Source organism: [Mycobacterium] manitobense (assembly GCF_025821665.1).
GTDB classification, from domain to species: domain Bacteria; phylum Actinomycetota; class Actinomycetes; order Mycobacteriales; family Mycobacteriaceae; genus Mycobacterium; species Mycobacterium arseniciresistens.
In genome coordinates, this window is record NZ_JACKSJ010000030.1 from 1 (window position 1) to 12,591 (window position 12,591).

The window sequence follows — 12,591 nt, forward strand, 5'->3', positions numbered from 1 at the left end:
CGGCACGGCCGGCGCCCCGGCCCGGACGGCCCGCGCCGGTGGTCACCGCGCCGCCGGCCAGCGATCCGCACCGCTTCGGGCGGGTGGATCCCGACGGCACCGTGTGGCTGATCACCGCGTCCGGTGAGCGCACCATCGGCTCCTGGCAGGCCGGCGACACCGAAGCCGCGTACGCGCACTTCGGCCGTCGATTCGACGACCTGCACACCGAAGTGGCACTGCTGGAGACCCGGCTGGCGTCCGGCACCGGCGACGCCCGCAAGATCAAGTCGGCGGCCGCGGCCCTGGCCGAGACCCTGCCGACGGCGCACGTCCTGGGCGACGTGGACGCGCTGGCCGTCCGGCTCGCGGCGATCGCCGAGCACGCCGACGAGGCGTCGCAGGCCGAGAAGGCCCGTCGCGAGGAGCACCGGGCGGCGCAGCTCGCCCGCAAGGAGGCGCTCGCCGCGGAGGCCGAGGAGCTGGGCGCCAACGCCACCCAGTGGAAGTCCGCGGGCGACCGGCTGCGCGAGATCCTCGACGAGTGGCGCACCATCAGCGGGCTCGACCGCAAGACCGACGACGCGCTGTGGAAGCGGTACTCGGCGGCCCGTGAGACGTTCAACCGGCGGCGCGGTTCGCACTTCGCCGAGCTGGATCGCGGCCGCGCGGGCGCCCGCCAGACCAAGGAGGCGCTGTGCGAACGCGCCGAGGCGCTCGCCGAGTCCACCGACTGGGGACCGACCAGCGGGGCGTTCCGCGATCTGCTCGCCGAGTGGAAGGCCGCCGGGCGGGCTGCCAAGGACGTCGACGACGCACTGTGGCAGCGCTTCAAGGGCGCGCAGGACCGGTTCTTCTCCGCCCGCAACGCCGCCACGTCCGAACGCGACAACGAGTTCAAGGCCAACGCCGCGGCCAAGGAGGCGCTGCTGGCCGAGGCCGAGCGGATCGACGTGACCGACGTGGATGCCGCGCGTGCGGCGATGCGCACCATCGGCGACAAGTGGGATGCGATCGGGAAGGTGCCGCGTGAGCGGAGCGCCGACCTGGAACGGCGGATGCGCGCGGTCGAGAAGAAGGTCCGCGACGCCGCGTCCAGCGGCTGGTCGGACCCCGAGGCGCAGGCCCGCGCAGATCAATTCCGCACGCGAGCAGAACAATACGAGCGGCAGGCGGAGAAGGCCGCCGCGGCGGGGCGCACCAAGGACGCCGAGCAGGCGCGGGCGAACGCCGAGCAGTGGCGGCAGTGGGCCGAGGCCGCGGTCGAGGCGCTGGGCAAGCGGCGCTAGGTCGCGGGAGGGCCGTCCGGTTCGTCGCCGAAGTCGTCCAGCAGTCCCTTCTGCTGACCCTCGGCGGCCCGGCGGCGGCGTTCCTCCTCGGCGGCCAACTGCACCGCCGTGCGCGACCACACCACCCTGGCCCAGTGGAACGTCAGGACGATGACGGCGATCCAGCCGATGACGAGGCCGATTCCGGGCCCGGGATACTGCTCGGCCGCGGTCTGCCTGGACCACACCGCGAGCATCCCGATCGGGCAGGCGACCGCCGATCCCGCGAGGGCGACCCACGCGACTGCCCACCGCCGGGTCAGCAGCGCGAGCATCGAGAAGCCGACCGAGAAGACCAGCGCCAGCCACGTGAACACCCGCGACGGCAGCGACACCCCTTCGCTGACCGCGGTATCCGCGCCCACCAGCACGTCGAAACCCTTGGCGCCACCGGTGTGCGGAAGGATGAGCGACAGCAGCACCACGAACACCAGTACCGCCACCACGAGCGCCCTGGAGCCGGGCTCGAACTCACGCGCCATCCGTCGTTCGACGTCCTCGATGTCGCCCTTGAACTGGTCGAAGCCGTTGCCGGGACCACTCGCGGCGCTCATCGGCCGCACCCGTCCGATGTCGCCGCCTTCGGCGGGGCGCCGATGCCCGGAATGCCAAGGCCCACACCCGTGCGGGGTCGCCGTCCCTCGGCGTGGGCGTCGCCGGCACGGGTCCGGCGGTGCGCGAGCAGGCCGGCGTCGGCGATCAGGTGATGGGGCGCGGCGCCGGTTACGGTCGTGGTGACGATGTCGCCGGGCCGGATGTCGGCCCCGCCCGGGGCGAAGTGCACCAGCCGGCCGTCGCGCGAGCGCCCCGACATGCGCGCGGTGCTCGCGTCCTTGCGTCCCTCACCCGTGGCGACCAGGAGTTCGACGGTGGTGCCCACCTGTGCGGCGTTCTCTTCCATCGAGATTCGCTCCTGCAACGCGATCAGCCGCTGATAGCGTTCCGAAACCACGTCTTTCGGCAGCTGGCCGGGCATCTCCGCGGCGGGTGTGCCCGGCCGCTTCGAGTACTGGAACGTGAAGGCGCTTGCGAATCGCGCCCGGGCCACCACGTCGAGGGTCGCCGCGAAGTCCTCTTCGGTCTCGCCCGGGAATCCGACGATCAGGTCGGTGGTGATCGCCGCGTGCGGAATCGCATCGCGCACGCGGTCGATGATCCCGAGGAAGCGGTCGGCGCGGTAGGACCGTCGCATCGCGCGCAGCACCCGGTCGGACCCGGATTGCAGCGGCATGTGCAGCGTCGGGCACACATTGGGCGTCTCGGCCATCGCCTCGATCACGTCGTCGGTGAACTCGGCCGGATGCGGAGAGGTGAACCGCACCCGCTCCAGCCCGTCGATGTGTCCGCACTCGCGCAGCAGCTTCGCGAACGCCCCGCGGTCGCGCGGCAGCCTCGGGTCGGCGAACGAGACTCCGTAGGCGTTGACGTTCTGACCGAGCAGGGTGACCTCGAGCACGCCCTGGTCCACCAGCGAGCGCACCTCGGCCAGGATGTCGCCCGGGCTGCGATCCACCTCTTTGCCGCGCAGCGCGGGCACGATGCAGAACGTGCAGGTGTTGTTGCAGCCTACCGACACCGAAACCCATGCCGCATAGGCGGATTCGCGCGCCGCCGGAAGCGTCGACGGGAACTCCCGCAGCGACTCCTCGATCTCGACCTGGGCGACCCTGTTGTGACGCGCGCGCTCGAGCAACGCAGCCAGCGAACCGATGTTGTGGGTGCCGAAGACCACGTCGACCCACGGGGCCTTGCGCAGCACCGCGTCGCGGTCCTTCTGCGCCAGACAGCCGCCGACGGCGATCTGCATGTCGGGATCGGCCTGCTTGCGTGGCGCCAGGTGACTGATGTTGCCGTAGAGCTTGTTGTCGGCGTTCTCGCGCACCGCGCAGGTGTTGAAGACCACCACATCGGCGTCGGCCCCCTCGGCCGCGCGCCGGTATCCGGCCGCCTCGAGAAGACCGGCCAGCCGTTCGGAGTCGTGCACGTTCATCTGGCAGCCGTAGGTGCGGACCTGGTAGGTGCGTACAGCAGGGCCGGCGGCGCTGTCCGCCGCCGCCTCCCGCGTCACCATCGAAGTCACGCGCCCATGGTACGGGCAGCGCACCGGCGCCCGATCGTGCGGATTGATCAGTTCCCGGCATGCTGAGCGTTACCTGGGTAAGGTCTCCAGCCATGGACAGCTCCGGCCGGGAAGCGCAGGTCGCCGATCCACCGCCGCAGACCGTGCCGATGATCGCAATGGAGCAGGTCAACAAGCACTTCGGCAGCCTCCACGTCCTCAAGGACATCAACCTGCGCGTCGAACGGGGCCAGGTCGTCGTGGTGATCGGTCCGTCGGGATCGGGGAAGTCGACGCTGTGCCGCACCATCAACCGGCTGGAGACCATCGACTCGGGCAACATCGCGGTCGACGGCCAGCAGCTACCCGACGAGGGACGCCGCCTGGCGCAGTTGCGGTCCGACGTCGGCATGGTGTTCCAGTCGTTCAACCTGTTCGCGCACAAGACGATTCTGGAGAACGTCACGCTGGCGCCGATGAAGGTGCGACGGCTGGCCAAGGACAAGGCCCGCACCGAGGCGATGGCGCTGCTCGAACGGGTCGGCGTGGCCAACCAGGCCGACAAGTACCCCGCCCAGCTGTCGGGTGGGCAGCAGCAGCGGGTCGCGATCGCGCGGTCACTGGCGATGACGCCCAAAGTGATGCTCTTCGACGAGCCCACCAGCGCGCTGGACCCCGAGATGATCAACGAGGTGCTGGCCGTCATGGCATCGCTGGCATCCGACGGTATGACGATGCTCGTGGTGACCCACGAGATGGGCTTCGCCCGGCGCGCGTCGGACCGCGTGGTCTTCATGTCCGACGGCGCCATCGTCGAGGACGCCGAACCCGCGGAGTTCTTCGACAATCCGCAGACCGACCGCGCCAAGGACTTCCTCGGCAAGATTCTCCACCACTGATTCCCGGCGAAAGGAAACCCAAGACCCATGCCGTCCCTCTCCGTGCCCTCCCGGTGGCGCGCCGCCGGTGTCGTCGCCCTCGCCCTCGCCCTGCCCTTCGCCGCGACCGCATGTGGCGGCGGCGGTGGCAGCGGTGACAGCGACAAGATCGTGATCGGCACGAAGTTCGATCAGCCCGGCCTCGGGCTGCGCAACCCCGACGGCAAGCTGACCGGCTTCGACGTCGATGTCGCCACCTACGTCGCCGGTGAACTCGGCTACGCCCCGGACAAGATCGAGTGGAAGGAGGCGCCGTCGGGCCAGCGCGAGACGCTCATTCAGAACGACCAGGTGAAGTACATCGCCGCCACCTACTCGATCACCGATGCGCGCAAGGAGAAGGTCGACTTCGCCGGGCCGTACCTGCTCACCGGGCAGAGCCTGCTGGTGCGGGAGAACAACACCGACATCACCGGGGCGGCGTCACTGCAGAACAACAAGAAGCTGTGCTCGGTCACGGGATCCACTCCGGCGCAGAAGATCAAGGACGAATACGCCGGCGTGCAGCTGCAGCAGTACGACACGTACTCGGCCTGCATCGAGGCGCTGAAGAACGGCGCCATCGACGCGGTGACCACCGACGAGGTGATCCTCGCCGGCTACGCCGCGCAGCAGCCAGGCCAGTTCAAGATCGTCGGCGACACCTTCTCCGAGGAGCGCTACGGCGTCGGGCTCAAGAAGGACGACGCCGAGCTGCGCACCAAGATCAACGACGCGCTCGAGAAGATGGAGTCGAGCGGCGCCTGGAAAGAGGCGTTCGACAAGAATCTCGGTCCGGCGGGGATCACGGCGCCCGCACCGCCGAAGATCGACCGGTACTGAGCCGGAGGTCTGGCCCGGGCCGTGGACGTCTTCACCCAGTACCAGGACCAGATCTTCGCGGCGTTCTGGATCACCATCAAGCTGACGCTGTACTCGGCGATCGGCGCGCTGATCCTCGGCACGGTGCTGGCCGCGATGCGGCTGGCACCCGTGCCGGTGCTCAACTGGCTGGGCACCTCCTACGTCAACGTGGTGCGAAACACGCCGCTGACGCTGATCATCCTGTTCTGCTCGTTCGGTCTGGGTAACACGCTGGGCATCACCCTGGTCGACGCCGAATCGCTGACGTCCATCGCCGACAGCGGATTCCGGCTCGCGGTGGTCGGATTGACCGTCTACACGGCGTCGTTCGTGTGCGAGACCGTGCGCTCAGGGGTGAACACGGTGCCGCTCGGGCAGGCCGAGGCCGCGCGGTCGCTGGGCTTCTCGTTCGGCCAGAACCTCCGGTTCATCCTGTTGCCGCAGGCGTTCCGGTCGGTGATCCTGCCGCTCGGCTCGGTGCTCATCGCGCTGACCAAGAACACCACGATCGCCTCGGCGATCGGGGTGGCCGAGGCGGCGACGCTGATGAAGGTGATGACGGAGAACACCGCGGCGCTGCTCCTGGTGGGATTCATCTTCGCCGTCGGATTCGTCATCCTGACGTTGCCGATGGGCCTGGTGTTCGGTTGGCTCGGTAAGCGATTGGCGGTGCGACGCTGATGAGCACCGCCTCGGTGTTGTTCGACGCCCCCGGTCCCCGCGCCCGGATCCGCAACGCGATCGCGACGCTGATCGCCGCGCTGATCGCGGTCGCCGTGATCGCCGTCGTGCTGTGGCAGTTCTGGAGGCAGGGGCAGTTCACGGCCGCGAAGTGGGAACCGTTCCTCACGCCGAACCTGTGGAAGACCTACCTGCTGCCAGGGATTCAGGGCACGTTGACCGCCGCGGCACTGTCGATCGTGCTCGCCCTGATTCTGGGGTTCGTGCTCGGTGTGGGCCGGCTGTCGCTGCACCCACTGATCAGCTGGCCGTGTGCGGTGTTCGTCGAGATCTTCCGTGCCATCCCGGTGCTGATCATGATGATCTTCAGCTTCGCCGCGTACGGCATCTACGACGTGGTGCCGTCGAAATACCAGGCACTGGCCGGAGTCGTCACCGGGCTCACCCTCTACAACGGTGCGGTGATCGCCGAGATCGTCCGCGCCGGGGTCAACGCGCTGCCCAGCGGGCAGGCGGAGGCGGCGTCGGCGCTCGGCCTGCGGTGGGGCCAGACGATGCGCGCGATCCTGCTGCCGCAGGCGGTGACATCGATGCTGCCGGTGCTGGTGTCGCAGATGGTGGTGGTGCTCAAGGACACCGCGATCGGCTACCAGATCCTGTTCCTCGAGGTCGTCCGCCAGGGCACCAACATCGGGTCGGCGTACAGCAACTACATCCCCGCGCTGATGGTCGTCGCGGTGATCCTGATCGCCATCAACTTCGCGCTGTCGGCGTTCGCGACGCGGCTGGAACGCCGCATGCGCCGGTCTCATCGCGGACCCGCACCGCTGCACGCCGACGCGGTCGAACAGGAGGGCGCGCCCGGCGCCAAGGCGGTGTAGCTCGGGCGATCGTGAAGCTGTACTGAACGATTCCCGTAGCGGGAGTGTGGCGATCTTTGCCTGCGCGGTCGATACGTTGCCTCTCGATGACGACAACGACCACGCAGCCACGCCGGCCGGCAGGCCACGAATTCCTCTGGTACATCCCGAACACCGTGACCCCCGGGCACCGCGGCGACGACACCGCCGCGGGCTGGGGCAGCCTGGACTACTCGGTCGACCTGGCCCAGCGCGCCGAGCGGCACGGTTGGGCGGGCGCCCTGATCGGCACCGGCTGGGGCAGGCCGGACACCTTCACCGTGGCGACCGCGATCTCGGCGCGCACCACGAATTTCACGCCGCTGGTGGCGATCCGGCCGGGGTACTGGCAACCCGCGCACTTCGCCGCCGCCGCCGCCACTCTGGCCGCGCTCAACGGCGGCCGGCTCTTCGTCAACATCGTCAGCGGCACCGACGACCTGGCCGCCTACGGCGACGGCGAATTCGACAAGTCACGCCGCTACGACCGCACACTGGAGTTCCTGCGCATCGTGCGCCGGTTGTGGCGCGAGGAGGACGTCACCTTCCACGGCGAGTACTACCGGTTGGAGAACTCGACCGCACAGCCGCGACCGTTCGCCGCCGGGCTGCCGACGCCGAGGCTGTACTTCGGCGGGGCCTCACCCGCGGCGGAGGAGGTCGCGGCCGCCGAGGCCGACGTGCAGCTGTTCTGGGGTGAACCGCTCGACGGGATCGCCGAACGGATCGACCGGCTGCGGGCCCTGTCCGACAGGGTGGGCCGCGAACACCCACCCCTGGAATTCGGCCTGCGGGTCACCACCCTGGTGCGAGAGACGTCGGAACAGGCGTGGCGGGACGCCGAGGCCAAACTCGCCGCGTTCGCCGCCGCGCCGGGAGAACTGCACCGCCGCGACCCCGGAGGCGCGGTGGGACAGCGCCGGCTGCTGGAGCTGACCGAACGCGGCGACGTCCTCGACTCGTGCCTGTACACCGCACCCGGTAGACATGGTGGGGGCGGTGCGGGAACGACGTGGCTCGTCGGGTCGGCCGCCGAGGTGGGTGCGGCGCTGCAGAAGTACGCCGACCTCGGCGTCACCCACTTCGTGCTGTCCGACACTCCGTACGTGTCCGAGGTCGAGAGGATCGGCGAGCAGGTTCTGCCACTGCTCAAGTTGCCGGTCCGTCAGTGAGGAGGCGCCGTGGCGCACATCGTGGTCTACGGGGCCGGCGCCGTCGGTGGCGTGATCGCCGCACGACTGCGCCTGGCCGGTGCCGACGTGTCGGCGGTGGCCCGCGGTGAACACCTGCGCGCCATCCGCTCGCGCGGCCTGACGCTCGTCACCGCGGCGGGCAGCCAGTCCGTCGACGTGCCCGCCGCAGCGGATGCCGGGGACGTCGACTGGACCGGCTCGCCATCGGTGGTGCTGGCCGTGAAGGGGCACCAAACGGCCGCGGCCCTCGACGATCTCGCGGCGCACGCGCCGTCCGGCACGCCCATCTTCACCGCCCAGAACGGAGTGGCCAACGAGGTGGCAGCCCTGCGCCGCTTCGCCCACGTCTACGGGGTCAACGTGATGCTGCCGTCCGCGCATCTGGAACCCGGCGTCGTCGTCCAGCAGAGTCATCCGGTGGCCGGGATCCTCGACGTCGGTCGGTATCCCCTGGGGCGCGACGACGCGGCGCGCACGCTGGCGGAGGCACTCACCGCGGCGCAGTTCGTCTCGGAGGTCCGCGACGACATCATGGCGTGGAAGCACCGCAAGCTCATCGTCAATCTCGGCAACGGCGTGACGGCGGCGTTCCGACCGGGACCCGACGCCGACGAACTCGCCGACCGGGCGCGTCGTGAGGCCGAAAGGGTGCTCGCCGACGCCGGGATCGCCGTCGTGACCGCGGAGCGTGACCGGGCCCGTCGCGGGGACATCCTGCGGGGGCGGGTGCGCGACGACCTCCTCGGCTCGACGTGGCAGAGCATCGCCCGCGGACGCGCCGACGTCGAGACCGATTGGCTCAACGGCGAAATCGTCCTGCAGGCCCGCCTGCACGGGCTCGATGCGCCCGTGAACGAGCTGATCCAGCGGGTCACCGCCGAGCATGCCCGCCGCGGCGGCGAGCCGCGCTCACTCGAGGCGGAACAGGCGCTGGCCACACTGCCTGCGGCGGTCGCGCACTAGACGTTCGCCAGGTGGTACCGCAGTTCGCCGTCGCACGGTGACAAGTAGCCGAACGAACGCCGTTCCGGCACAGCGCCGTCCGCGGCGGCGATCTCCGCATCGTCGGTCTCGAAGCCGATGATCGCCCGCCGGAAGTCGACCTCGCGATAGACCTGCGCGCCGACGTCCGCGAGCCATCCGTCCAGCGGGGCGCGCCACGACAGCGACGACGGGCCGCCATCGTCGCCGAACGGGAAGCCACCGATGCGAGGATCAGTCCGCGTCAGCGCACCCATCGGGAGATACAGGTTGAGCCAGTCGGTCCCGTCACTCATCCGGATCGCCAGCCCGCCACACACCGACACCGCACCGCCGGGCAGGGTGAGCCGCCCGTGGAGGTGACCGAACCTCGACAACGACTCGACCGTCAGCGGCACCGCCTCCTGGTCGGCGGGCTCGCGGGTCCTGTCGGCGTAGCAGCCGTCGATGCCCGCAGCACGCCAGAGCGCGTCGAGCGCGCGGCCGAGTCGCGCGTCATCACGATGCCCGATGTCGATGGACAGTTCGTAGAACCCGCCCGCCCAGTTGTCGCCGTCGGTGAACGCACCCGGATCGGCCTCGGCAGGAGAGCCGGTCAGACCCGCCGCCGTTCCCGTTCGCCGGCCACCGCGACCTTGACCACGTCGAGTGCCATCGACTGGCTGTAACCGCGGCGGGCCAGCATTCCGACCAGCCGCCGCACCGCCTTGGCTTCCGCGTCGTCGTCGTCGAGCCGCTCGCGCCGCAGCCGGTCACGGACCAGCTGCTCGGCCCGCTGGCGTTCGGCGCCGGCATCGACGTCGGCCAGCACCTCGTCGATGACCTCGCGGTCAACACCCTTGGTGCGCAGCTCGGCGGCCAACGCGCGCTTGCCCTTTCCGGCGTGCGTGTGCCGGGAGCGCACCCACTGCTCGGCGAAGTCACGGTCGTCGATCAGGCCGACCTGGGCCAGCCGGTCGAGCACCCGCGTGGTCACCTCGTCGGGATAACCCTTGCCGGCAAGCTTGGTCTCGAGCTCGGCCCGGGTCCTCGCCCGCGCGGTGAGCAGGCGCAGGCACACCGCCCGCGCCTGCTCTTCGCGCTTGGCCGGCGCGACGTCGGTGGAATCAGAAGTCAACGGGAGCCGGCAGGACGTCTTCGGCGTTCACGACGGCCCCGATGCCGAGCTTCTCCTTGATCTTCTTCTCGACCTCGTTGGCGACATCGGGGTTCTCCATCAGGAAGTTGCGGGCGTTCTCCTTGCCCTGGCCAAGCTGCTCACCCTCGTAGGTGAACCAGGAGCCGGACTTGCGGATGAAGCCGTGCTCGACACCCATGTCGATGAGCGAGCCCTCGCGGCTGATGCCCTTGCCGTAGAGGATGTCGAACTCGGCCTGCTTGAACGGCGGCGACACCTTGTTCTTGACGACCTTGACCCGGGTGCGGTTACCCACCGCGTCCGTGCCGTCCTTGAGGGTCTCGATGCGCCGGACGTCCAACCGCACGGAGGCGTAGAACTTCAACGCCTTTCCGCCCGTGGTGGTCTCGGGCGAGCCGAACATCACGCCGATCTTCTCGCGCAGCTGGTTGATGAAGATCGCGGTGGTTCCCGAGTTGCTCAGCGCGCCGGTGATCTTCCGCAGCGCCTGGCTCATCAGGCGGGCCTGCAGGCCGACGTGGCTGTCGCCCATCTCGCCCTCGATCTCGGCGCGCGGCACCAGGGCGGCCACCGAGTCGATGACCAGGATGTCCAGCGCGCCGGAGCGGATCAGCATGTCGGCGATCTCGAGCGCCTGCTCACCGGTGTCGGGCTGGGACACCAGCAGCGAGTCGGTGTCGACGCCGAGCTTCTTGGCGTAGTCGGGATCCAGCGCGTGCTCGGCGTCGATGAACGCCGCGATGCCGCCTGCGGCCTGCGCGTTGGCCACCGCGTGCAGCGCGACGGTGGTCTTACCCGAGGACTCCGGGCCGTAGATCTCGACGACGCGGCCCCGCGGCAGGCCGCCGATGCCGAGCGCCACGTCCAGGGCGATCGAGCCGGTCGGGATGACCGAGATCGGCTGGCGCACCTCGTCGCCGAGTCGCATCACCGACCCCTTGCCGTGACTCTTCTCGATCTGGGCGAGGGCCAGCTCGAGGGCCTTTTCGCGATCCGGGGCTTGCGCCATGGTCTTCTCCGTCCTGTGATGTTCGGTGATCGGTGTCGATCAGTTGGCCGTGACGCTAGAGGTAGCCACCGACAAGTCGGCCTGACCAGCATCTAGCCGTCGAACACCGTCCAGAGTAGACGAACACCTGTTCGACTCAAGCTGACACGCCGGTCACCGGCGAGCAGACATGAAATCGCACTCCGAGGGGCGCGTCGATGCGATTGTGCGTCTGCTCACCAAATCGGGTGACCGGGCCTATCGTGGGGCGGACCGGCCCGGAACGGGGCACCAGATGCACGAGATGGCGATCACCCAGAGTGTTGTCGACGCGGTGTGCGAGCACGCCGCAGGCCGCCGCGTGCACAGCGTCAGGCTCGAGGTCGGCGCCCTGTGCGCCGTCGTGCCGCACGCCATGGAGTTCTGCTTCGAACTCGCGACCCAGGGCACGGTGGCCGACGGCGCCCGGCTCGACGTCGACCTGCGCCCGGGCGTCGCACGCTGCCGGACATGCGGATCGGACTTCGAACTGGGTGACCTGATCCTGTTGTGCCCGTGCGGCAGTGCCGATGTCGAGGTCCTCGCCGGCCGGGATCTGCGAATACTCTCGATGGAAGTGAGCTGACATGTGCGCGACCTGCGGCTGCGGTGACGACGGGGCGGTGATCACGCCGGCCGGCCAGGCCCCGGCGCATCACCACCACACCCACGAAGGCCACACCCACGACCACACCCACGCTGACCATGACCACACCCATGACCAGACCCACGACCAGGCCGACCACACCCACGTCCACACCGAGACCGTGTCCCTCGAACAGAAGGTGCTCGCCAAGAACGATCTGGTGGCCGCCGAGAACCGGCGGTGGCTCGCCGAGCACGACATCCTGGCGTTCAACCTCACCAGTTCACCCGGCGCGGGCAAGACCACCCTGCTCGAACGCACCATCCGGGACCTCGGCCGGGACCGGCCGATCGCCGTGATCGAGGGCGATCAGGAGACCCTCCTGGACGCCGAGCGCATCCGGCGGGCCGGCGCCCGCGCCGTCCAGGTCAACACCGGCGCCGGCTGCCACCTCGACGCCGAGATGGTCCGCCGAGCGCTCGAGGCGCTGCACCCCGACCGCGGCACGCTGCTGTTCATCGAGAACGTCGGCAACCTGGTGTGCCCGGCCATGTTCGACCTGGGCGAGCACAGCAAAGTCCTGGTGATCTCGGTGACGGAAGGGGCCGACAAGCCCTTGAAATACCCGCACATGTTCGCCGCCGCGGGCGTGGTGATCGTGAACAAGATCGACCTGTTGCCCTATGTCGACTTCGATGTCGACGTCTGCGCGGGCCACGCCCGCTCGATCAACCCGGACCTGGACATCCTGGCGCTGTCGGCGACGACGGGTGATGGTACCGCGGACTGGTATGCCTGGATCGCAGATCTGGCAAACCAGCCCAAGTCGGATATGTCACGCGAACTCGTTGACAAGACAATGTCGGCCGGAGTAGACCGAGAGATTAGCGCCGCGCAAGTGGGCCGAAGGTCGACTCCGGCGGTGTAGGGATCCCCAGC

The 12,591-nt window shown here is 69.4% G+C and carries 14 protein-coding genes; 9 read left to right on the plus strand and 5 right to left on the minus strand.

Annotated elements, in window-relative coordinates; all coding sequences use genetic code 11:
* Window positions 1-1,268 (plus strand): DUF349 domain-containing protein (locus tag H7I41_RS04365; protein WP_264011342.1); only part of this gene is annotated, 1,268 nt, incomplete at its 5' end.
* On the opposite strand, the gene H7I41_RS04370 is transcribed toward H7I41_RS04365, so the two are convergent.
* Window positions 1,265-1,861, minus strand: coding sequence for an Rv2732c family membrane protein (locus tag H7I41_RS04370; RefSeq protein WP_264011343.1), 597 nt, complete (start codon window positions 1,859-1,861; stop codon window positions 1,265-1,267). The genes H7I41_RS04365 and H7I41_RS04370 overlap by 4 nt on opposite strands.
* Window positions 1,858-3,378, minus strand: a complete 1,521-nt coding sequence (gene miaB / locus H7I41_RS04375) for a tRNA (N6-isopentenyl adenosine(37)-C2)-methylthiotransferase MiaB (RefSeq protein ID WP_264011377.1) — start codon at window positions 3,376-3,378, stop codon at window positions 1,858-1,860. The genes H7I41_RS04370 and miaB overlap by 4 nt, the downstream gene beginning before the upstream one ends.
* A gap of 158 nt (window positions 3,379-3,536) precedes the next feature.
* Here miaB and H7I41_RS04380 point away from each other — a divergent pair, with 158 nt between their 5' ends.
* The 6 genes from H7I41_RS04380 to H7I41_RS30265 all read left to right on the plus strand — a co-directional run bounded on the left by H7I41_RS04380 (window position 3,537) and on the right by H7I41_RS30265 (window position 8,883).
* Window positions 3,537-4,265, plus strand: coding sequence for an amino acid ABC transporter ATP-binding protein (locus H7I41_RS04380; protein ID WP_264011378.1), 729 nt, complete (start codon window positions 3,537-3,539; stop codon window positions 4,263-4,265).
* A 27-nt stretch (window positions 4,266-4,292) separates the two neighbouring features.
* Window positions 4,293-5,126, plus strand: a complete 834-nt coding sequence (locus tag H7I41_RS04385) for a glutamate ABC transporter substrate-binding protein (protein ID WP_264011344.1) — start codon at window positions 4,293-4,295, stop codon at window positions 5,124-5,126.
* A 21-nt stretch (window positions 5,127-5,147) separates the two neighbouring features.
* Window positions 5,148-5,828, plus strand: coding sequence for an amino acid ABC transporter permease (locus H7I41_RS04390; RefSeq protein WP_264011345.1), 681 nt, complete (start codon window positions 5,148-5,150; stop codon window positions 5,826-5,828).
* Entirely contained in the window at window positions 5,828-6,709 is an 882-nt protein-coding gene (locus tag H7I41_RS04395) for an amino acid ABC transporter permease (protein WP_264011346.1), read from the plus strand. Before H7I41_RS04390 ends, H7I41_RS04395 begins: the two co-directional genes overlap by 1 nt.
* Window positions 6,710-6,795: 86 nt before the next feature.
* Window positions 6,796-7,899 (plus strand): LLM class flavin-dependent oxidoreductase, encoded by a 1,104-nt coding sequence (locus H7I41_RS04400; RefSeq protein WP_264011347.1) that lies wholly within the window; start codon window positions 6,796-6,798, stop codon window positions 7,897-7,899.
* Window positions 7,900-7,908: 9 nt separating this feature from the next.
* Window positions 7,909-8,883 (plus strand): ketopantoate reductase family protein, encoded by a 975-nt coding sequence (locus tag H7I41_RS30265; RefSeq protein ID WP_264011348.1) that lies wholly within the window; start codon window positions 7,909-7,911, stop codon window positions 8,881-8,883.
* On the opposite strand, the gene H7I41_RS04410 is transcribed toward H7I41_RS30265, so the two are convergent.
* The 3 genes from H7I41_RS04410 to recA form a co-directional block, all read right to left on the minus strand.
* A complete protein-coding gene (locus tag H7I41_RS04410) occupies window positions 8,880-9,299 on the minus strand; it encodes a hypothetical protein (protein WP_264011349.1) in 420 nt (139 codons plus the stop codon). The two genes, H7I41_RS30265 and H7I41_RS04410, sit on opposite strands and share 4 nt — an antisense overlap.
* A gap of 197 nt (window positions 9,300-9,496) precedes the next feature.
* On the minus strand, window positions 9,497-10,018 hold the full coding sequence (gene recX / locus H7I41_RS04415) for a recombination regulator RecX (RefSeq protein WP_264011350.1): 522 nt from the start codon (window positions 10,016-10,018) through the stop codon (window positions 9,497-9,499).
* Window positions 10,008-11,048 carry a recombinase RecA gene (gene recA / locus H7I41_RS04420; protein WP_264011351.1) on the minus strand — a complete coding sequence of 347 codons (1,041 nt, stop codon included), beginning with the start codon at window positions 11,046-11,048 and terminating at the stop codon, window positions 10,008-10,010. Before recA ends, recX begins: the two co-directional genes overlap by 11 nt.
* A 274-nt stretch (window positions 11,049-11,322) precedes the next feature.
* Here recA and H7I41_RS04425 point away from each other — a divergent pair, with 274 nt between their 5' ends.
* Entirely contained in the window at window positions 11,323-11,652 is a 330-nt protein-coding gene (locus tag H7I41_RS04425; RefSeq protein ID WP_264011352.1) for a hydrogenase maturation nickel metallochaperone HypA/HybF, read from the plus strand.
* A gap of 1 nt (window position 11,653) precedes the next feature.
* The gene (gene hypB, locus H7I41_RS04430; RefSeq protein WP_264011353.1) at window positions 11,654-12,580 is read left to right on the plus strand and encodes a hydrogenase nickel incorporation protein HypB; all 927 of its coding nucleotides are present in this window, start codon (window positions 11,654-11,656) and stop codon (window positions 12,578-12,580) included.
* The last annotated feature ends 11 nt before the right edge of the window (window positions 12,581-12,591 follow it).

Coding starts and splice junctions, on each gene's coding strand:
- H7I41_RS04370 (WP_264011343.1), bottom strand. CDS start 1,861: ATGAGCGCCGCGAGTGGTCCCGGCAACGGCTTCGACCAGTTCAAGGGC.
- miaB (WP_264011377.1), bottom strand. CDS start 3,378: ATGGTGACGCGGGAGGCGGCGGCGGACAGCGCCGCCGGCCCTGCTGTA.
- H7I41_RS04380 (WP_264011378.1), top strand. CDS start 3,537: ATGATCGCAATGGAGCAGGTCAACAAGCACTTCGGCAGCCTCCACGTC.
- H7I41_RS04385 (WP_264011344.1), top strand. CDS start 4,293: ATGCCGTCCCTCTCCGTGCCCTCCCGGTGGCGCGCCGCCGGTGTCGTC.
- H7I41_RS04395 (WP_264011346.1), top strand. CDS start 5,828: ATGAGCACCGCCTCGGTGTTGTTCGACGCCCCCGGTCCCCGCGCCCGG.
- H7I41_RS04400 (WP_264011347.1), top strand. CDS start 6,796: ATGACGACAACGACCACGCAGCCACGCCGGCCGGCAGGCCACGAATTC.
- recA (WP_264011351.1), bottom strand. CDS start 11,048: ATGGCGCAAGCCCCGGATCGCGAAAAGGCCCTCGAGCTGGCCCTCGCC.
- H7I41_RS04425 (WP_264011352.1), top strand. CDS start 11,323: ATGCACGAGATGGCGATCACCCAGAGTGTTGTCGACGCGGTGTGCGAG.
- hypB (WP_264011353.1), top strand. CDS start 11,654: ATGTGCGCGACCTGCGGCTGCGGTGACGACGGGGCGGTGATCACGCCG.